Here is a 19808-nt window from a genome sequence, read left to right as displayed (position 1 = left end):
TGGATCGTTTTAATATAGGTTTACTGTGATTATTAAAATATGTAGACATGAAATAAAAACGGAACAAGGAGTGTGAGAATAGATGGGTGCTTTAACAGGCTTTCGGGTATTGGATCTCAGCCGTATTTTGGCTGGACCTTGGTGTAGTCAAATTCTGGCCGATCTGGGTGCAGAAGTAATTAAAATTGAAAAGCCTGATCATGGCGATGATACGCGCATCTGGGGACCGCCCTGGCTTAAAAACAACCAGCAACAAGATACCCATGAATCTGCCTATTATCTTTCGGCCAATCGTGGCAAACATTCCGTAGCTGTTGATCTATCAACCCCGGAAGGCCAGCAGATTATTAAAAAAATTGCTGAAACCAGTGATGTGGTCATTGAAAACTATAAAGCCGGTTCTTTGAAAAAATATGGTCTGGACTATGAAAGCCTGAGCCATATAAACCCGCGTCTGGTGTATTGTTCGATTACCGGTTTTGGCCAGCATGGTCCACGTGCTCATGAACCGGGTTATGACTTTATTATTCAAGGCATGGGCGGCATGATGAGCGTTACCGGTGAACGCGATGATTTACCCGGTGGCGGCCCGCAAAAAGCTGGATTGGCTTTTGCCGATCTGACCACCGGTTTATATTCTGCAATTGCCATTCAGGCCGCCTTACTGTCGCGTGAAAAAACCGGTGAAGGCCAACATATTGATATGGCCTTGTTAGATACTCAGGTGGCCTCTTTATCGGTGCTGGCCATGAATTATTTGACCTCAGGCAAAGTGCCGGGCCGTTTTGGTAATGCACATGCCAATATTGTGCCTTATCAGGTATTTAAGGCGCAGGAAGGCGAATTTATTATTGCCTGCGGCAATGATCAGCAGTTCTTGGCGCTGTGTGATGCCATAGGCCTACCTGAAGTACCGAAAGATCCACGTTTTAGTCGCAACTCTGGCCGAGTGATGCATCGTGAAGAAGTCACCCAAATTTTACAGCAACATTTTTATACCCAACCGGCCAAAACCTGGGTCGATTTAATTCACGCCGTCAAGGTCCCTGTGGGCATGATCAATAACCTGCAACAGACTCTGGAAGAAGAACAGGTGCTGGCACGTGAAATGGTAATTCAGATGCCGCATACCCTGCGCGAAGATTACACCTCAATTGGCTCGCCAATTAAACTGTCCAAAACCCCGGTTGAATATAAAAAAGCCCCACCGTGCTTAGGTGAAGATACCGACAATATCTTAAGCCAGTTTTTAAGCGCAGAAGAAATGCAGGCATATAAAGCCAAAAAGATTATCCAGCAGCGCTAAGGCTGCATCCCACCGACAATAAAAAAGGAATCCTCGGATTCCTTTTTTATTGGAGGATTTCCTCTCCTACGTCTCTCTTAAATCTGAACTAACAGGCTGTAGCATCCGCCTGATGGGTTTTTGGCAATTCCCTACGCAAGATTTTTCCGACTGCAGATTTTGGCAGCTCCGCCACAAACTCAATATATTTAGGCAGTTTATAACTGGTTAAATGCTGTCTTAAATAAGCCATGACTTCATCTTCGCTCAGGCTAGCATCCTGTTTAACAATAAATGCTTTCGGGACCTGACCAGACTTTTCATCATCAATTCCAATCACGGCACTTTCTAACACTTTGACATGTTGAGACAGCACATATTCCAGTTCATTCGGATACACATTAAAGCCAGACACCAGAATCATATCTTTTTTACGGTCAAGGATACTGATATAGCCCTGTTCATTCATACAACCAATATCGCCAGTCAGGAAAAAGCCATCTTTGGTAAATACCTGCGCCGTGGCTTCCGGTTGCTGCCAATAGCCTTTCATCACCTGTGGGCCGCGAATGGCAATTTCTCCAGCTTGGTTAATCGCTACCGGTTGGCCTGCATCATCCAGAATCAGAATATCGGTACCTGCCAAAGGTAAACCGATGGTGCCACTAAAACGCTGGCTTAAAGGCGGGTTAAAAGTTGCAGTCGGTGAAGTTTCGGATAAACCATAGCCTTCATAAATATAACGGCCTGTGACTTCATACCACAGGTCAGCTGTGGCTTTCAGTACCGGCGCACCCCCACCGGTGGTGGTCTTCAGCTGACGATGATCCAGACTTCTAAAACGTGGATGATGTGCCAAGGCATTAAACATGGTGTTTACCCCCGGAAAAACCGTCGGAGGATGCTTGGCATACTGGTCAATTAAAGCGTCTAGATCTCTCGGATTCGGAATCAGCACATTGGCAAAACCACGGCTCAGGCCATAACTGAACAGACAGATGGTAAACCCGTAAATATGGTAGAGCGGCAAGGCACAAAATACATATTCATGTTCTTCTGCCATCCGGTCGCCAAAATGGCTAATAAACACGGTACTGTTCTGGGCAATATTAAATAAAATATTGCGGTGACTCAGTTCAGCGCCTTTAGATAAACCTGTTGTGCCACCGGTATATTGCAGAATGACTGTGTCATTTTGCTGTTGGGGTGGTGTTTTAAAATCAATCGTGTCGACCTGATCAAGTGCCTGCTTAAAATCAAAGAATGTCTTGGCCGGATATTGCGCTGCCTGTGGATGCACTGCGGTATCTTGCGCTTTCACCAGATCCAGTGGATGGGTCGAAATCACATATTTAAGCGTCTGGCATTCATCCAGATCCTTGAGCTGATCTAAAGTCTGATTCAGGATAAATAAAGCTTCTGCACCAGAATCCTGCAACTGATGATACAGCTCGCGCTGGGTATACATCGGATTGACATTCACCAGAATATAACCGGCACGAATAATGGCAAAGGTTGCAATTGGATACTGAATAATATTTGGCAGCATCACCGCAATACGGCTACCCGCCTCTAGCCCCAAATTCTGTAAAAAGGTCGCCATTTTCTGGCTATACACATCAATATCATGATAACTGAACTTTTTATCTAAATAGATAAAGGCTGTTTTATCCTGAAATTTCTCTAGATTTTCAGCGATGGTCTGACTCAAGGTCTGGGTGGGATCTGGCTGAGTAAATTCAGGATTTACATTCCATTTTTGATATTCAGCAATCCATGGCTGTGTGCTCATTGAAGCTCTCTCCTATCGCTTGCGTTCTTTTATTTTGTATAGTGAAACTATATTTTGTATTATTTGATAATAGCTTTAAATTCGACCTTCGATCAATGCTTGATCGGCTTTTTAGCAATTTTTTACAAATTAAAATCAATCATTAGTGGTGATATTTTAGGGTCTGTTGACATTTACTGTGCAAAAAAAATAGCGAGAAAGTAGAATTTAATCGCCAAACCAAATCTACTCCTCGCTATGCCTCGTACAATGTTGACTGATCAACACTGGTCTAAGTTAGAAAACATTTTCCGTAATTTTCGTATTTATCTCAAACAAAATCTTCGAAATTTTATTGAAGCTATTCTTTATAGAATCCGTACAGGCTGCCCGTGGCGGGATTTACCTGCTGCCTTCGGAAAGCCAAACTCCATATTCAAGAAATTTTCCCGGTGGTCGAAAGATAATAAGTTATTAAAAATATTTAAGTTAATTTCATCTGATGCTGATCTAGAGTGGGTATTTATTGATGCTAGCCATGTGCGGGCTCATCAGCATGCTACAGGAATCAAGGATCAGGCTATCTCAAAAAGTATCGGTGGAAATAGTTCTAAAATTCATTTGGCAGTTGATTCTCATGGGAACCCTGTTCAGTTTTTGATAGAGGATGGTACGACCCATGATGTAAAAGTGGCACCGAAATTAGTTAACAATATAGACCTGCACGAGACAGAAATTCTCTGTGCCGATAAGGGTTATGACTCTGAATCCTTGAGAGAACAGATAGAAAAAACGGGAACTCAAGCTAATATTCCCAAGAAATCCAATACACTTTCAAATAATGATCATGTGGATTGGTATTTTTATAAAATCAGGCATTTAATTGAGAATGCCTTTGCTAGATTAAAGCAATTTAGAGGAATTGCCACACGCTATGACAAGCTAAAGCAAAGCTATGAAAATTCTGTTGCCTTAGCTTGTATCTTTATTTGGCTACCATTATGAAATGTCAACAGACCCTAGTCTTTGGTCTAAAAATAAAGAAAAACAAGATTTCTCTATACGAAATATAAGGTTTTTTGCTGAAAACTAAACTCATGAATAATGAGTAATAACCATGAAAAATTATTCATAAAACAAGAACGAATGATGAAAGGATATCAGTGATGACGCAAAAAGCTTCAGTGATGGTGGCTGAGCAGGTACAAGCTCAGCCAGAGAAAATATGGAAAACCGCTTTTATTTTATGTTTTTTTATTCTGCTTGCCGACGGGATTGATCTGGCTTTTCTCGCCTACAGCCTGACCAGTATTAAAGCAGAATTTAACCTTACTACTGTTCAGGCCGGTGCGCTGGGCAGCTAGAGTCTGGTGGGTGGTGTAATTGGCGGATGGGCCTGTGACCGATTTGGCCGGGTTAAAGTTATTGTATTTTATATGATTCTGGCCTCAAGTTTGTCCTGTACCTTGGGTTTTGTCGATTCCTATTATCAGTTTCTGATTGTGCGGAGTATTGCAGCCATTGGCCTTGGCTCACTTTATATTGCCTGTAATACCTTAATGTCCGAGTATGTGCCGACCAAATATCGGACTACGGTACTTGCGGCTTTAATGACCGGTTTTACCTTAGGTTCATTATGTGCCACTTTGCTGGCCGGCTGGATTATTCCTGAGTATGGCTGGCGTATGCTGTACTGGATTACGACTTTCCCTATTTTTCTTGCCTTTTTAATGTACTTTCTGGTGCCGGAGCCTGAATCCTGGTTACGTTCTCGTGAGCTCAAGCGTCAGGAAGCTTTACATAGCAAAGTGAAAATCAAAAAATAGAATCCTTATCTGGTCATCTTAAAAGACAAAAAACATCGCTGGATGTTTATGCTGTGGATTTTAAGTGCCGGTGCCCTGCAGTTTGGTTATGCCGGTTTAAGTAACTGGCTTCCGGCATACCTGGAGTCTGATCTTGGCATCAGTTTTAAAGAAATGACCGGTTATATGGTCGGCACATTTTTAATCATGATTTTTGCCAAAGTGGTGGCCGGCATTCTGGCAGACCGTTTTGGCCGCCGTGCGTTATTTGCCTTTGGCACCATGGGAACGGCATTATTTTTGCCGGTCATTATCTACTTTAATACCCCCACCAATATTTTATATTTGATGCTGATGTTTGGCTTTCTCTATGGCATGCCTTTTGCCATTAATGCCACCTATATGACTGAAAGTTTTCCGACCTCCATTCGCGGTACGGCAGTCGGTGGTGCATTTAATATTGGCCGAATTGGTGCGGTATTTGCGCCCTTAACCATTGGTTATTTTGCCCAAGGCGGTTCTATTGGAACGGGCTTACTGATTATGGCTGCGGCCTATTTTATCTGCGGTCTGATACCTGCGCTATTTATTAAAGATCGTTTATACGATCCGCAAAAGGCCAATTAAACATATTAAAAACCAGTCTGATGACTGGTTTTTTAATAGCTCAGGTACGCCATTTAAACAGCATTCTGCTGAGGATTCTCAATATAGTGAAAGTGATAGCCACTGCGCATAAACTGCCGGTTCTTGTCTCTAAAGGAATGAGCAAAGTCCGGCCAGATTAAGGTCAGTTTGCGGCTGACCGGATCAAGATACCAGCTTTTACAGCCTTCCGACAGCCAGACACTGCCCTGAGACAGTTGCTGTAACTGCTCCATATAGGCATCTTCTGCGGCCTGATCTGCTTCAAACACCTGAATCTGTTCCTGTTCAAAAAATTCGAGTGCATCCAGCACCAGATCAAACTGCACTTCCAGAAAATACAAGGCAGAATTATGTCCACTGCCGGTATTCGGTCCATTTAAAATAAATAAATTGGGGAAATTATGTACTGTAGTCGACTGATAGCCCTGCATGCCACTTGACCACTGCTGTTCCAGACTTAAGCCATGTTTACCCAGCACTTTTGCTGCATACGGTGGCCGTGCCGCTTCAAAACCGGTGGCGAAAATAATTACATCGGCTGGGAAATATTGTCCTGACTGGCTGATCACGCCTTCTGGTGTGACTTCTGCCAGCGCGGAATCTTCCAGCGTGACATGCGGCTGTAAAAAAGTTGGATAATAGGTATTTGATAATAAAACCCGCTTACAGCCCGGCTCATAATGTGGTGTCAGTTTACGCTGTAATTCAGCATCATCAATCTGCTGTTTTAGAAACTGTAAGCAGGATTTTTTGACCCGCTGAATATGACTTTTTAAATTACGGCGCTGGGCAAAATTAAACTCATTATCCCAGAACAAGGAATGGCGTAAAGCCGCCATACTTTCCGGATCTTTACGAAACAGCTGTTTTTCCGTTTCGCTATAAGGCCGGTCCGGTCGCGGTAAAATATAGGGTGCACTGCGCTGCAACACGGTTAGGTTTTTGGCAAGTTTCGCCACTTCCGGCACCAGCTGAATTGCTGATGCGCCGGAACCGACCACCACCACGTGTTGATCAGCCAAATCAACCTGATGATTCCAGCGTGCAGAATGCATCACCTGCCCCTGAAATTGAGCCAAACCGGGAATATCCGGGAGATGCTCATCGGCCAGATGCCCTGTGGCGGTAATTAAAAACTCGGCCTGATACGCTCCTTGTGAAGTCTGAATTTCCCAAATTCTTTGTGCTGTATTCCAGTGGGCTTTTTCCAGTGCTGTATTAAAATCAATATACGGGCGGATTTGCTCCTGATCACAACATTGAACCAGATAACGCTGGATTTCTGCTCCTTGCGGAAAAATACGCGACCAGTACGGATTTTTAATAAAAGAAAAAGAATACAGATGCGACGGCACATCACAAGCCACACCCGGATAGGTATTATCCCGCCAGGTTCCACCGACTTCTGTTGCCCGTTCAATGATTTTAAAATCATCGATGCCCTGTTGTTTGAGCCGAATGGCCATGCCCAAGCCACCAAAACCGCTACCGACAATTAAAATTTTGCTACGCTGTACATGAGCTTGCATGCTGCTTCTCCTTTAAGGTGCAAATCGCTGGATTTTCTGGTTAATCGGATATTGCTCGGGATGCTGATTAAACTGGTTAATCAGCTGCACAATCTCCGCCGGTGCTTCTATATGCAAGGCATGTCCGGAATGAATTTCGACATAACGGCTGCGTTCAATCGAGGCAAACAGTAACTTGGCTTGAGCCAAAGGAATCATGCGGTCTTCATGACAGGCTACAATTAAGGTATCTGCGGTAATATCAGCCAGAATATTGCTGATATCGAGGTGATAGTTCATTTCACGCTGTCTGGCTGCATCAGCAGAGGGCGTAACAAAGCGTGCCAGCTCCAGAACCTGCTGTTCAGTGCGTAAAGACAGGTAGTGATCACTGTATAAACAGTAATTTACAAAATGTGGCAATGCCTTGGATTGTTCATTAAATAACTGCTGCCAGATGGTATTGCGCAGTTGCTGCACCGAACTGGTTTTGACCCATCCTGCCAATAAAATCAACTGTGAAATTCGTTGTTGTAACTTGGCCGCGACCTGGGCGGCAATCACAGCGCCCAAAGAATAACCGACCACGGTAATCGGTTCATTCTCCGCCACTGCATGCTGAATTAAAGCTTCTACCTGCTCGCTAAAATCTGTCAGCTTTAAATCCGCTTTCTCCGGTGTATAGAGGTCAATCGAAAGTACGCGCTGATGAATGCCCAGCATCGGGAAAATATAATTAAAATGTTTTTGGGTATTACCACCCGTACCATGAATTAAAATGATGGTTGGATGTACGGAGGGCTGGCCGACTTCATGATAGGTCAGCTGGGTACTCGCATAGGGAAACTGTTGTGAACGTGCGTCTAATTCCATATAGACTCCTGATCTTGTTATTTTATCTGCAATTGATCTGGTAAAATTCTACTTGTGATGCTCTTCAAGCAATGAAACCTGAACTATTTTTGCTATAGAGAACAGGCTTAAAAAAATACACCCACAGTAGGCTCTCTCTGTGGGTGCAAAAGCGGATTAATCAAATTTAAATTCTTCTGGCGTCAGCAGGAACAGGCTTGCTCCACCGGCCTGAATATTGGCGCGATGCGTACAGGTTCTTGGCAAAATACGTTCAAAGTAGAATTGAGCCGTTTTTACTTTAGCTGCATAGTACGGATCGCTTTGTCCTTCATCGACGCGTTGTTGTGCCACAACCGCCATCTTGAGCCAGAGATACGCAAACACCACATAGCCTGAGAAATATAAATAATCAACAGAGGCTGCACCAATTTCATTGGCAGATTGTTGTGCCTGCGTCTGGATCAGTTGAGTCAGCTCCAGCCATTGCTGGGTCAGCTCACCTACCTGCTGTGCATAGCCTGCAAATTGAGGATGGGCCTGTTGCTCTTTAATATAGGCCTGAATTTCATCAGTTAATGCTGTTAATAAGCTGAGTTTTGAACCTAGAACCTTACGTGCCAACAGGTCAATCGACTGGATTTCCGTGGTGCCTTCATATAAACAGGCAATACGCGCATCACGGGCAATTTGCTCCATGCCATGCTCGGCAATATAACCATGACCACCAAAGACCTGCATACCATGTTTGGCGGCTTCCAGTCCGGTTTCTGTCATTAAAGCCTTGGCAATTGGAGTTAATAAAGCCAGACGGTCATCCGCGGCTTTTTTCTCGGCTGCATCTTCAGTCGCTTCAGCAATATCTGCATAAGTGGCTAAGTAATAAGCCAATGCACGTGAACCTTCAGCAAAGACTTTCTGCGTCAGCAGCATATTACGTACTGCCGGATGCACGATAATTGGATCTGCTGGCAAATTCGGCGCTTTTGCACCTTCCAGTGAGCGCATGGCCAGACGGTCTTTGGCATAGGCCAAGGCACCCTGATAAGAAGATTCAGCTGCCGCTAGACCTTGAATGGCGGTACCAATACGTGCAGAGTTCATAAAGGTAAACATGCAGTTTAGGCCACGGTTTTCAGGACCAATCAGGAAGCCTTTGGCATTTTCAAAGTTCAGGACACAGGTGGCATTGCCATGAATGCCCATTTTATGTTCGATAGAACTACAGACTACGCCATTACGTTCTGCGACATTACCGTCTTCATCTAAATTAAATTTAGGTACGATAAAGAGTGAAATGCCTTTGGTGCCTGCCGGTGCATCCGGTAAGCGTGCCAAAACGATATGCACAATATTTTCAGCCAGGTCATGTTCACCTGCCGAAATAAAGATTTTTTCACCGCTGATGCTATAGCTGCCATCGGCATTTGGAACCGCTTTGGTACGAATCAGGCCCAAATCTGAACCAGCATGTGATTCGGTCAGACACATGGTACCGGTCCAGCGCCCTGCAATCAGTGGCACCAGGAATTTCTGTTTTTGTTCGTCATTGCCATGATGTTCCAAGGTACGCATTGCACCATGTGACAGGCCCGGATACATGCCCCATGACCAGTTGGTGGCCGTAATAATTTCAGAAATAGCAATCCGGTACAGTGTCGGGAAACCTTGACCACCGTAGTTTTCATCACCGGTTAATGAGGTAAAGCCCAGTTCAACATATTTATTATAGGCTTCTTTAAAGCCATCTGGTGTGGTCACGACACCATTTTCTAAACGACAGCCTTGCTGGTCGCCTGTGGCATTAATAGGTAAAAGCTCGTTCTGGCAGAAATCAGCAGCAACTTCTAAATATTGCTCCATAATGTCCATAGAGACTTTGTCTTCAAATTTTGCATACCCCTGATATTTTTGTTCAACATCCAGCAAATCTTTCAGCACAAACTTCATATCTTTTAATGGTGCAATATAATTTCTCATCGTAATTCCCTTGTATGAGTCCTGTTTACGGTATTTATGAGTTAATATTTCATAATACGAAACTATGTTTTAAATCCACTATAATATAATTTGAAAGCTAAAATCTAGTCATGACACAAAAATTCGATTTTTAATTTAATTTTGCCCATAAAAAAATGCCATTCACTGCTGAATGGCATCTTCATTTCTAGCGTACCCTATTGCAGCTTTAAGCCTGAATTAGCCCTGCCAGACGTTGCTGAATAATCTGTTCGGCATCCTGAATCATCCGCTGAATCAAGTCATCACAACTTGGAATATCATGAATCAGTCCTAAAACCTGCCCGGCGGTAATCAGGCCGGCATCCACATCACCTGTTTCCAAGGCCAGCTTGCCTTTTAAACCACTGACATAAGGGCGGATGTGTTCAAACTCCAGATTCGGGTCCTGACTCATTTGTACCACCAGGTCAGAAACCGAGTTTTTCGCGACCCGTGCGGTATTTCTAAATTGCCGATAGAGTAAATTCGTTGCCCGTTCATCATTGTTTAAATAAAACTGTTTGATGTTGTCATGAATCGGCGCTTCCTGCGTGGCACAAAAACGGGTGCCCATATTAATACCTTCTGCCCCAAGCGCCAGTGCGGCTACCAATCCTCGACCATCGCCAAAGCCACCACTGGCAATAATCGGCACTGTGAGCTGATCAGCCGCGGCCGGAATCAGGATTAATCCTGGAATATCGTCTTCACCCGGATGTCCGGCACATTCAAAGCCATCAATGGAAATAATATCGGCACCAATTTTCTGTGCTGATAAGGCATGGCGTACCGAGGTACATTTATGAATGACGGTAATGCCGTGTTGCTTGAACACTTCAATATGCTCATGCGGCTTATTGCCTGCGGTTTCAACAATCTTGATACCACTGTCAATAATTGCCTGCCGATATTCCGCATACGGCGGCGGATTGACTGCGGGCAGCAAGGTTAGGTTGACGGCAAAAGGCTGATCGGTCATTTCCCGGCACCGGGCAATTTCTTGGGCCAAGGCTTCAGGGCTTGGCTGGGTCAAGGCAGTCAGGGTGCCCAATCCGCCGGCATTGGAAACGGCACTGGCCATTTCTGCGGTACCGACCCACATCATACCGCCCTGAATAATCGGGTGGCGGATGCCCAGCATCTGGGTTACACGGGTTTGAATGCTCATGAATACTCTCCTTAGCGGCCAATAAATTGTGCCGGGCGTTTTTCCACAAAGGCCCGTACGCCTTCTTTATAGTCCTGACTGTTTAAGGCCAGATATTGCAGGTTTTGCTCCAGTTCCAGCTGCTGGCTCAGGCTATGCTCAGCACTGCGTTGCAAGGACTGTTTAATTAATGCCAGTGCATAGGTCGGCTGCTTGGCCAGTTGCTGGGCGACTTCAACAATATAATCGTCAAATTCCTGATCGGGTACGGCTTTCCAGATCATGCCCATAATAGCCGCTTCAACAGCAGATACCGGCTCACCCAAGAGCATTAATGCAGCCGCGCGTGCATGACCAATCAGGCGTGGTAACATCCAGGTCCCACCGGCATCTGGAATTAAGCCAATTTTGCAAAAAGCCTGAATAAATTGGGCACTTTCTTTGGCAATCACCAGATCACAGGCCAAAGCGATATTGGCGCCTGCACCAGCAGCCACCCCATTCACTGCTGCAATCACCGGTTTTGGACTATGCCGGATCAGCTCAACCAAAGGATTATAATATTTGGCCAGTGAGCCTTCTGAGGGTAAAGGAATGTGTGCCAGTTGTCCGGAGCGTTCTTTTAAATCCTGCCCGGCAGAGAAAGCTCGGCCATTGCCACGAATGACAATGACCCGGACTGCTGCATCTTGGCTCCAGTCTTTGAGCGCATGTTGAACTTCCTGATGCATTGTCACATTAAAACTGTTTAAACAGTCTGGACGATTGAACCTCAGTATCGCCACGCCCTGGCTCACTTCGGTTTGAATGGTTGTGAACATCTCTTTAATATCCTTTTTTATTCTTCTGGTTTTATCCTAATAACCTTTAGTCAGATCGACCTGATTACATAACGGTAAATTGGCCTGTATACGGCGGTCATTTTCCAGAATCTGCTCGACTACCACCGACATCGGAGCATGCGAGGCAATGTGTGGCGTGACCACAATCTTGTCATGCTGCCAGAATGGATGATCTGCGGCCAACGGTTCTTCATCAAATACATCGACAATTGCACCGCGTAAATGCCCAGAATCCAGTGCGTTGAGCAGGTCCTGCTCGACCAGATGCTGACCACGACCGACCTGAATCAAGACGGCCTGCTCTGGTAACTGCTGAAACAAGACCTCAGATAAAATAGCGGTATTGTCTGCGGTTAAGGGCATTAAATTAATCAGAATCTGACTCTGAGCTAAAAACTCCGCCAGCTGCTCGGTCCCGACATAGCTTTTTACCTGGGCTAAATCTTTGACCGAATTGGACCAGCCAGAAACCTGATAACCCATGGCAGCAAAGCGCTCTGCCACATAGCCGCCCATGTGTCCCAGCCCCATAATCCCAATCTGGATATGATGGCTATAACTCTGACGATGCTGTTTCCAGATCTGCTGCTGTTGCTGCTGCAACATCCGGTCGAAATAACGCTGATAATACAGCACACCCCAAAGCAAATAATCGAACATACCTTTTTGATGATGCTCATCTAAGACCCGGCATACAAACTGCTCTGCACTCACTTCATTCAAGTTCAGATGTTCAACCCCGGCCGCAATCGAATGAATCACTTGCAATTTGGGCAGAGTTTGCAAGTATGGCATATCGGGAAACCAGCATGCGGCTGTGGTGGCCTCTTTGGCTTCAGGACTTTGTGCAACACAAAAACTGTTTGGAGGAGCGTATTTTTCAAATACTTTAACCAGAATCTTCTGGATATCGGGAAGCGTACTGGAAATGACAATCATGCGCTGTACTCCGCCTGTTGATGCTCAATCAGCGACAAGGCCGCCAGCCAGGCACGCTGTAAAATCGGCTCAACCAGTGGACTGGCAAACTGTTTGGCGGTTTTAACACAAACCTCTTCACTTGGATAATGCAATTCTGCACCGCCACTCAGCGCCTTGATTTGCGCCTGACAAGCCCGCTCCAGAAAATAAATTTCATGAAAAGCGCGTGCAATCGATTCGCCAGCCACCAGCAGACCATGGTTGCGTAAAATCATGGCACGATGTCCGGCCAAATCTGCAATCAAGCGTTCCTGCTCATCGGTAGACAATGCCACGCCTTCATACTCGTGATAAGCCAAATACTGATAGAACTTCAAGGCATGCTGCGAAATAGGCAATAAACCGTGTTTCTGGGCTGACACGGCAATTCCATCTGCGGTATGGGTATGAATGACACAATTCAGATGCGGATGCGCTGCATGAATTGCAGAATGAATTACAAAACCCGCCATATTGACCGGTTTTTCCTGTTCATAGCTTTCTACCACTGCTCCGGCATGATTAATCTTGACCAGGGTGGAGGCCTGCATTTTTTCAAAGGCCACACCATACTGGTTAATCAAAAAACAGTCGGGCTGATCGGGCAGCCGTAAACTGATATGGGTGTCAATTAAATCGGTCATTTTGTAATGCGCAATGATGCGATACAGTGCCGCCAGCTCACATCGGGCTTGCCATTCGGCAGCTGTGACAAGGTTTTTTATTGTCATCGTTCCATCCTGGAATATATAGCATTATGTTCACTTTCATGTTATATCATACTTTTAATAAAACAGAATATTATTTCATATAGCGAAATAATAAATAAGAAGGAGCCTGTATGTCGACATCACAAATGAATGGACTCGCGTATTTAACCGCTATCAAGAATGGTGAAATTGCCAGCTCACCCATGAGTGAAATTATTCCCATGCGTCTGACCGTCGTACGTGAAAATTATGTGGAATATGAGGTACGACCAGATCATCGCCATTTCAATTTACAAGGCGGTATTCATGGCGGTTTTTGTGCCACCGTGCTGGACAGTACTACGGGTGCTGCTGTACACACCACTGTCGATGCCGGGGTCAGTTTTTCAACGATTGATTTAAACGTAAAAATGCTCAAAGCCATGCAAAGTGGCGAAACCTATACCGCCATTGGTGAAGTGATTCGCGTCGGCCGTAACGTACTGACTTCAGAAGGTCGTATTGTCGATCAAGATGGTAAAGTCTATGCCTTTGGTTCGGCCACTTTACTGGTGACCAAGCGCGCTTGATTCCGACCAGAACTAGCCTATCCCTGCATCTGCGGGGATTTTTTATGGCTAAATATTTAACAAAAAAATGCCATGCATATTAGATATGCATGGCATTTAATTTCGACTTAAACCAGTTTAGGCTGCTTCAGGGTTTTCAATGACCATTGCAAGACCTTGACCCAAGCCAATACACAGGCTGATCACGGCATATTTTTTACCTGTGCGCTGTAATTGACGTGCAACGGTCAAGGCTAAACGTGCACCAGAACAACCCAGTGGATGGCCAATCGCAATCGCACCACCATTTGGATTGACCCGCGGATCATCAAAGGCCACATCCAGACCTTTTAAGCAGGACAATACCTGGCTGGCAAACGCTTCGTTAATCTCGATAATATCCATATCATCTAGGGTTAAACCCGCGCGTTGTACTGCTTTTTTGATCGCTTCAATTGGCCCCGCACCCATGATGCGTGGCTCAATGCCGGCTGCTGCAGAAGACAGGATACGCGCCAAAGGTTTTAACCCATACTGTTCCTGAACTTTTTCACTGCCGATAATCAGTGCTGCAGCGCCGTCATTGATACCTGATGCATTCCCTGCTGTGACCACACCACCTTCAAATAGGGGTTTCAGCTTGGTTAATGCTTCAAATGTTGAAGATGCACGCGGATGTTCATCTTCAGTGATCTGTTTAGGCGGTAATTTACGCCCTTGTGAAACTTCAATTGGAGTAATTTCACCTTCAAAGAATCCTGCTTCTTTGGCTGCCTGATATTTTGCCTGTGATGCAGCGGCAAAGGTATCGGCCTGTTCACGGCTAATGCCAAATTCTTCCGCTACATTGTCACCGGTTTCTGGCATGCTGTGTGCGCCAAATTGAGCGGTAAATTTACGGTTCGGGAAACGGGTTCCGATGGTGGTGTCATACATTTTTGCATCACGCGAAAAGGCTGTTTCTGCTTTCGCCAATACAAAAGGTGCACGTGACATGCTTTCTACGCCACCAGCAATATAGACATCGCCTTCACCTGCGGTGATGGCACGTGCCGAATCAATCACGGCACCTAAACCAGATGCACATAAACGGTTTACGGTCTGGCCCGGTACAGTCACTGGCATACCGGCTAAAAGTGCGGCAAAACGTGCTACGTTACGGCTGTCTTCACCGGCCTGGTTGGTGCTACCGAAAATCACATCTTCGACATCGGCAGCTGGAATACCGGTTTTTTCCAGCAGGTTTTTAATCACGGTTGCAGCCAGATCATCTGGACGCACACTTGACAAACTGCCGGCATGACGACCGATTGGTGAACGTAAACCATCATAAATATATGCATTTAACATGAGTGTTATTCCCTTAACTTTAGATTAATTAGAACTATGAACAAGTGGCAGACCCAACTGGACGCGACGGCGTAACCATGGGCTTGGACGATAACGCTGATCGCGGGTAATATCGGTCATGCGATCCAGAATTTTCAGAATTTTTTCCGCGCCTAAAACATCGCCCCATTCAATTGGACCATGCGGATAACCCAGACCCAGTTTCACGGCGATATTAATATCTTCAACTGTGGCAACACCTTGCTGGGCAATATCACAGCCCAGGTTTACAATCATGGCCAACGCACGCTGCGCCACAAAACCGACACTTTCCTGAATAACGCTGGCTGTCACACCATCCAGATTAAAAATAGATTGCGCCGCCTGGGTCAGTTCAGCTTTGGTCACAAAAGTCGGCATTAAAGTGCGGTGTTTATTCAGGCCATAGAGCAGATCAATACACACCACCTGCTGTGGGGCAACGCCATAACGTACAGCCGCCGAAGTGGCATCTTCACCATAGGTGGCAATGAGCACCAGTGCATCTTGAGATGGCTGTTCAGACTGCTCCACCAGAATATTGAACTGTTGCAGATATTGCTCCAGCGCCTGACGGTCGTCGCTATATTCGGTGCCTAACCAGACCGATGGATATTGCGCCAGTTTTTCAGCCAGTACTGGTGCAACATCACCCTGTTTGCTGCCAGAAGTGTAGTCATAAAAACCTTTACCGGTTTTACGGCCCAGTTGCTTGGCAATAAAACGCTGACGGGTAATTACGCTTGGACGGTAACGTGCTTCTTCATAATACTGATGATAAATCGACTCACTGACCGGATGCGATACATCCATGCCGGTTAGATCGCCCAGCTCGAATGGTCCCATCTTAAAACCGATCCCATCACGGTAAATCCGGTCAATGTCATAAAATGGCGTGACATTTTCATTCAGGATAGCATAGGCTTCACTGCCAAAGGCACGGCCGGCATGGTTAATAATAAATCCTGGAGTATCTTTGGCTTTCACTGGACGATGGCCCATCTTGATCGAGAGTTGAGTCAAGGCATCCAGAATATCGGCACGGGTATTAAAGCCTTCAATCACTTCCACCACTTTCATTAGCGGTACCGGATTAAAGAAATGATAGCCTGCAATACGTTCTGGTTGACTGCAGTTGGCTGCAATGGCACTGATCGACAATGAAGACGTATTCGACGCCAGAATTGCTTCCGGTTTGACAATCGCTTCCAGTTGTTGCATCAGCTTCTGTTTGATTTCCAGATTTTCAATAATGGCCTCTACCACCAGATCACAATCTTTTAAATCTTCCAGTTGCTCGGCAATTGAAAGACGGGCAAGATCTTCAGCGGCTTTTTCATGACTGAATTTGCCTTTATCTGCCAGGGTATTCAGGGTTTTGGCCAGTTTTTCCTGAGCCTGCTCTGCAGCGCCAGCTTTGGCATCAAACAGGACCACATCATGGCCAGACTGAATGGCAATTTGGGCAATTCCGGCACCCATGGTACCGACACCAATAATCCCGATTTTCTGAATATGTACAGTCATGCTTATCGTCCCTGATAATTTGGTTTACGTTTTTCAATAAAGGCCTGCATGCCTTCTTTCTGGTCTTCAGAAGCAAACAGCATCTGGAATGATTTGCGTTCCAGGCTTAGCCCCGCATTCAACGGTACATCTTCTGCCAGTAAGGCCACTTCTTTAATCTGTTCCAGGGCAATTGGTGGCAGTTTTGCCAGACCTTCAGCCATCTTGATGGCCGTGGCAATGGTTTCGCTGTCTTCAGTTACTTGAGAGACCAGACCAATTTGATAGGCTTCTGGTGCCGGCACCAGACAGCCGGTCATGATGATGCGCATGGCATGGAATTTCCCCACGGCACGGAACAGGCGCTGTGTACCACCGGCGCCTGGCATGACCCCAACTTTGACTTCAGGCTGACCAAAGGTCGCGCTCTTGCCGGCAATAATAATATCGGCGTGCATGGCCAGTTCACAGCCACCACCTAAGGCATAACCATTAACCGCGGCAATGACCGGTTTGGCGCATTGTGCAATCGCCTGCCAGTAACGCTCAGTACGACGCTGCATCATTTGAATGGTTTCTGCATTGGCCAGCTCTTTCAGGTCGGCACCTGCAGCAAAATCCTGCTCTCCGCCGGTCAGTACAATGGCGCGAATATTGGCATCATCATTCAGTTGACGAAAAGCTTCAGCCAGTTTCTGGCGTACTTCAGTATTTAAGGCGTTTTTTGCTTCAGGTCGATGGATTTTCACCAGTGCGACATGAGCATTGATTTGTTCTACTTGAACGACCTGTTCCATGCAAATCTCCATTTATTTTGTATAGCGAAAATTTATTTTGTATAAAAATTAAGGTTTATTCCCCAGGAATGCAAGTTTTTTTGCGGATAAAGCGTAAAAAAGATATTTTTATTAAAAAATAGACAAAATATCTTGTTATAAACTGTGTTTTATGATTAATTGATTTCGTATAACGAAATTACACGAGATTATTTAATTTTTCTTGAAAATTTCAGCTTGTAGCTGGCTTAGCTTTCAATTGGCTTATTTATAAATAAGACATTGTTTTATATTGATTTAGTTTTTATATCCTGAAACCAGATCAAGATAAACAGAGCATTGAGGTTATAAGCTGGATGGAATTTTACAAGTGAATTGAACCATTCATGTAGAAGTAAGTGTTGAGAAACGAAATATTAGTTCATTTGAATAATAAGTATGTATCACAAATGACATAGTTGTTATCTAAATGACGCGATAGCAGACACAACAGGTTCAACCAGGATGTTTGAGCGGTGCTGTTAAAAGAGCGTGTTCTCAAGCCCGAATAAATCAGAAGTCATGCATACATGACTTTGTTAGGCGGTAGCACAGGAGTGCTACTTTATAAAGTAGAGGATATAACAATGACAACCGAAACAATCGAAACCAGAGAGAATAGGCAACCCATCTCTGCTGAGGAACCAATCAAGCAGGCACCCAAACGTCTGTGGGTTACTGCCTTTATCTTTGCGTTCCTGATCTTGCTTTGTGACGGTGCCGATATTGGTATTTTGGCCTTCAGTCTCACCAGTCTGAAAGCAGAATGGGGATTAACCTCAATGCAGGCCGGTGCTTTGGGGAGCTGGTCGTTATTTGGTATGGGAATTGGCGGATTTATTGGCGGCTGGGCCTGTGACCGCTTTGGCCGTGTCCGGGTAATTGTTGTGGCAACAATTTCCTTCTCCATCCTTTCAGCTTATTCAGGTTTTGCACAGTCTTATACTGAATTTGCAATTTTACGTACCCTCTCATGTTTAGGTTTGGGCTGTTTATATATTGCCTGTAATACCTTGATGTCAGAGTATGTCCCAACCAAATATCGTACTACGGTACTGGCTACCCTGATGACTGGTTTTACCCTGGGTTCACTGGTTATCACCATGCTGTCTGGCTGGATTATTCCTGAATACGGCTGGCGTATGCTGTACTGGATCACCATTGCGCCATTGGCTTTAGGTATTCTAATGCACTTCCTGGTTCCTGAGCCTGAGTCTTGGAAGCGCGTGCGTGAAATGAAACGTACTGGCCAGCTTGTGGACACTACCGCGAAAAAAGGTAATCCGTACATCACCATTCTGAAAGACAAGACCCACGGCAAGATGTTTATCTTATGGTCATTTAGTTCTGGTTTCCTGCTGTTCGGTTACTTCGGTGTGAGTAACTGGTTGCCAACCTACCTGGAAGCAGAATTAGGCATTAAATTCAAGGAAATGGCGCTGTACATGATTGGTACCTTCCTGACCATGATTTTCGCCAAAGTCATTGCCGGATATGTGGCAGATAAAATTGGTCGCCGTATTGTGTTCGCTTTCGGCACCATGGGAACTGCGCTGTTTATTCCAGTGGTGGTGTATATGCATACCCCTGAAAATATCGGTGTTTTAATGCTGATCTTTGGTTTCCTGTACGGTATTCCATACGCAATTAATGCAACTTATCTGACCGAGAGTTTCCCAACAACGGTGCGTGGTACAGCGGTTGGTGGTGCATTCAACATTGGCCGTGTAGGTGCTGTCTTTGCTCCAATTACCATCGGTTATTTGGCCATGAATGGTTCTATTGGTACCGGCCTGATGGTTATGGGTGCAGCTTACTTCCTATGCGGTTTGATTCCTGCCCTGTTTATTAAGGACCGTTTATACGATCCGCAAAAAGCAGAATAAGTTTTAAATCAGGAGAGCTGTGTATTTACGGCTCTCCTGAATCCAAATTTCATGACTTTAATATCGAGTCCATATGCTTTGATCTGATCAGGATGTGTCGGGTTGAACTGATCGCGTATTCATCATTCAAAAGTCAGCATCTCTGCATTTAGCAAT

General features: G+C 45.2%; 15 protein-coding genes and 1 pseudogene. 5 read left to right on the top strand and 11 right to left on the bottom strand.

Annotated features, from left to right (window positions below; genetic code table 11):
* The first annotated feature begins 82 nt into the window (after window positions 1-82).
* A complete protein-coding gene (locus FTU86_RS02075) occupies window positions 83-1306 on the top strand; it encodes a CaiB/BaiF CoA-transferase family protein (RefSeq protein ID WP_005177978.1) in 1224 nt (407 codons plus the stop codon).
* A gap of 88 nt (window positions 1307-1394) precedes the next feature.
* On the opposite strand, the gene FTU86_RS02070 is transcribed toward FTU86_RS02075, so the two are convergent.
* On the bottom strand, window positions 1395-3077 hold the full coding sequence (locus tag FTU86_RS02070) for an AMP-binding protein (protein WP_168406547.1): 1683 nt from the start codon (window positions 3075-3077) through the stop codon (window positions 1395-1397).
* Window positions 3078-3314: 237 nt separating this feature from the next.
* Between FTU86_RS02070 and FTU86_RS02065 the strand changes: the two genes are divergently transcribed.
* Both FTU86_RS02065 and FTU86_RS02060 read left to right on the top strand, forming a co-directional pair.
* Window positions 3315-4061 (top strand): IS5 family transposase, encoded by a 747-nt coding sequence (locus FTU86_RS02065; protein ID WP_127799590.1) that lies wholly within the window; start codon window positions 3315-3317, stop codon window positions 4059-4061.
* 161 nt (window positions 4062-4222) lie between these two features.
* Window positions 4223-5488: pseudogene (locus tag FTU86_RS02060) on the top strand (MFS transporter).
* Between the two features lie 53 nt (window positions 5489-5541).
* Here the strand turns inward: FTU86_RS02060 and FTU86_RS02055 are convergent.
* The 7 genes from FTU86_RS02055 to FTU86_RS02025 all read right to left on the bottom strand — a co-directional run bounded on the left by FTU86_RS02055 (window position 5542) and on the right by FTU86_RS02025 (window position 13550).
* Window positions 5542-7038, bottom strand: a complete 1497-nt coding sequence (locus tag FTU86_RS02055) for an NAD(P)/FAD-dependent oxidoreductase (protein ID WP_104473220.1) — start codon at window positions 7036-7038, stop codon at window positions 5542-5544.
* Between the two features lie 12 nt (window positions 7039-7050).
* Complete coding sequence (locus FTU86_RS02050) at window positions 7051-7890, bottom strand: alpha/beta fold hydrolase (RefSeq protein ID WP_104473219.1); 840 nt, start codon at window positions 7888-7890, stop codon at window positions 7051-7053.
* 156 nt (window positions 7891-8046) lie between these two features.
* Window positions 8047-9849 carry an acyl-CoA dehydrogenase C-terminal domain-containing protein gene (locus FTU86_RS02045; protein ID WP_104489414.1) on the bottom strand — a complete coding sequence of 601 codons (1803 nt, stop codon included), beginning with the start codon at window positions 9847-9849 and terminating at the stop codon, window positions 8047-8049.
* A gap of 208 nt (window positions 9850-10057) precedes the next feature.
* A complete protein-coding gene (locus tag FTU86_RS02040) occupies window positions 10058-11038 on the bottom strand; it encodes a nitronate monooxygenase family protein (RefSeq protein WP_104489415.1) in 981 nt (326 codons plus the stop codon).
* Window positions 11039-11049: 11 nt separating this feature from the next.
* Window positions 11050-11838 (bottom strand): enoyl-CoA hydratase-related protein, encoded by a 789-nt coding sequence (locus FTU86_RS02035; protein ID WP_104473217.1) that lies wholly within the window; start codon window positions 11836-11838, stop codon window positions 11050-11052.
* Between the two features lie 36 nt (window positions 11839-11874).
* Window positions 11875-12798 carry a glyoxylate/hydroxypyruvate reductase A gene (locus tag FTU86_RS02030; RefSeq protein WP_180036349.1) on the bottom strand — a complete coding sequence of 308 codons (924 nt, stop codon included), beginning with the start codon at window positions 12796-12798 and terminating at the stop codon, window positions 11875-11877.
* Window positions 12795-13550 carry a class II aldolase/adducin family protein gene (locus tag FTU86_RS02025; RefSeq protein WP_104491841.1) on the bottom strand — a complete coding sequence of 252 codons (756 nt, stop codon included), beginning with the start codon at window positions 13548-13550 and terminating at the stop codon, window positions 12795-12797. The genes FTU86_RS02030 and FTU86_RS02025 overlap by 4 nt, the downstream gene beginning before the upstream one ends.
* Window positions 13551-13660: 110 nt before the next feature.
* Here FTU86_RS02025 and FTU86_RS02020 point away from each other — a divergent pair, with 110 nt between their 5' ends.
* A complete protein-coding gene (locus FTU86_RS02020; RefSeq protein WP_104473214.1) occupies window positions 13661-14098 on the top strand; it encodes a PaaI family thioesterase in 438 nt (145 codons plus the stop codon).
* A 117-nt stretch (window positions 14099-14215) separates the two neighbouring features.
* On the opposite strand, the gene FTU86_RS02015 is transcribed toward FTU86_RS02020, so the two are convergent.
* The 3 genes from FTU86_RS02015 to FTU86_RS02005 are packed head-to-tail and all read right to left on the bottom strand — an operon-like array spanning window position 14216 to window position 17748.
* Entirely contained in the window at window positions 14216-15427 is a 1212-nt protein-coding gene (locus FTU86_RS02015; RefSeq protein WP_180036350.1) for a 3-oxoadipyl-CoA thiolase, read from the bottom strand.
* A 24-nt stretch (window positions 15428-15451) separates the two neighbouring features.
* On the bottom strand, window positions 15452-16972 hold the full coding sequence (locus FTU86_RS02010; RefSeq protein ID WP_104489418.1) for a 3-hydroxyacyl-CoA dehydrogenase: 1521 nt from the start codon (window positions 16970-16972) through the stop codon (window positions 15452-15454).
* A 2-nt stretch (window positions 16973-16974) separates the two neighbouring features.
* Window positions 16975-17748: an enoyl-CoA hydratase gene (locus FTU86_RS02005; protein WP_005178015.1), complete on the bottom strand. Its 774-nt coding sequence runs from the start codon at window positions 17746-17748 to the stop codon at window positions 16975-16977.
* 605 nt (window positions 17749-18353) lie between these two features.
* Here FTU86_RS02005 and FTU86_RS02000 point away from each other — a divergent pair.
* Complete coding sequence (locus FTU86_RS02000) at window positions 18354-19652, top strand: MFS transporter (RefSeq protein ID WP_005178018.1); 1299 nt, start codon at window positions 18354-18356, stop codon at window positions 19650-19652.
* Window positions 19653-19808: the final 156 nt, after the last annotated feature.

The organism is Acinetobacter sp. YH12155 (assembly GCF_013418255.1).
Taxonomy (GTDB): domain Bacteria; phylum Pseudomonadota; class Gammaproteobacteria; order Pseudomonadales; family Moraxellaceae; genus Acinetobacter; species Acinetobacter indicus.
The sequence above is the reverse complement of the archived record's forward strand: the minus strand, read 5'-3'. Positions and strand labels throughout refer to the sequence as shown.

What these genes read in the sequence shown, in the direction of transcription:
- FTU86_RS02025 (WP_104491841.1), bottom strand. Translation starts at nt 13,550, where the DNA reads ATGACAATAAAAAACCTTGTCACAGCTGCCGAATGGCAAGCCCGATGT.
- FTU86_RS02040 (WP_104489415.1), bottom strand. Translation starts at nt 11,038, where the DNA reads ATGAGCATTCAAACCCGTGTAACCCAGATGCTGGGCATCCGCCACCCG.
- FTU86_RS02010 (WP_104489418.1), bottom strand. Translation starts at nt 16,972, where the DNA reads ATGACTGTACATATTCAGAAAATCGGGATTATTGGTGTCGGTACCATG.
- FTU86_RS02045 (WP_104489414.1), bottom strand. Translation starts at nt 9,849, where the DNA reads ATGAGAAATTATATTGCACCATTAAAAGATATGAAGTTTGTGCTGAAA.
- FTU86_RS02030 (WP_180036349.1), bottom strand. Translation starts at nt 12,798, where the DNA reads ATGATTGTCATTTCCAGTACGCTTCCCGATATCCAGAAGATTCTGGTT.
- FTU86_RS02005 (WP_005178015.1), bottom strand. Translation starts at nt 17,748, where the DNA reads ATGGAACAGGTCGTTCAAGTAGAACAAATCAATGCTCATGTCGCACTG.
- FTU86_RS02050 (WP_104473219.1), bottom strand. Translation starts at nt 7,890, where the DNA reads ATGGAATTAGACGCACGTTCACAACAGTTTCCCTATGCGAGTACCCAG.
- FTU86_RS02070 (WP_168406547.1), bottom strand. Translation starts at nt 3,077, where the DNA reads ATGAGCACACAGCCATGGATTGCTGAATATCAAAAATGGAATGTAAAT.
- FTU86_RS02000 (WP_005178018.1), top strand. Translation starts at nt 18,354, where the DNA reads ATGACAACCGAAACAATCGAAACCAGAGAGAATAGGCAACCCATCTCT.
- FTU86_RS02075 (WP_005177978.1), top strand. Translation starts at nt 83, where the DNA reads ATGGGTGCTTTAACAGGCTTTCGGGTATTGGATCTCAGCCGTATTTTG.
- FTU86_RS02065 (WP_127799590.1), top strand. Translation starts at nt 3,315, where the DNA reads ATGCCTCGTACAATGTTGACTGATCAACACTGGTCTAAGTTAGAAAAC.
- FTU86_RS02035 (WP_104473217.1), bottom strand. Translation starts at nt 11,838, where the DNA reads ATGTTCACAACCATTCAAACCGAAGTGAGCCAGGGCGTGGCGATACTG.
- FTU86_RS02055 (WP_104473220.1), bottom strand. Translation starts at nt 7,038, where the DNA reads ATGCAAGCTCATGTACAGCGTAGCAAAATTTTAATTGTCGGTAGCGGT.
- FTU86_RS02015 (WP_180036350.1), bottom strand. Translation starts at nt 15,427, where the DNA reads ATGTTAAATGCATATATTTATGATGGTTTACGTTCACCAATCGGTCGT.
- FTU86_RS02020 (WP_104473214.1), top strand. Translation starts at nt 13,661, where the DNA reads ATGTCGACATCACAAATGAATGGACTCGCGTATTTAACCGCTATCAAG.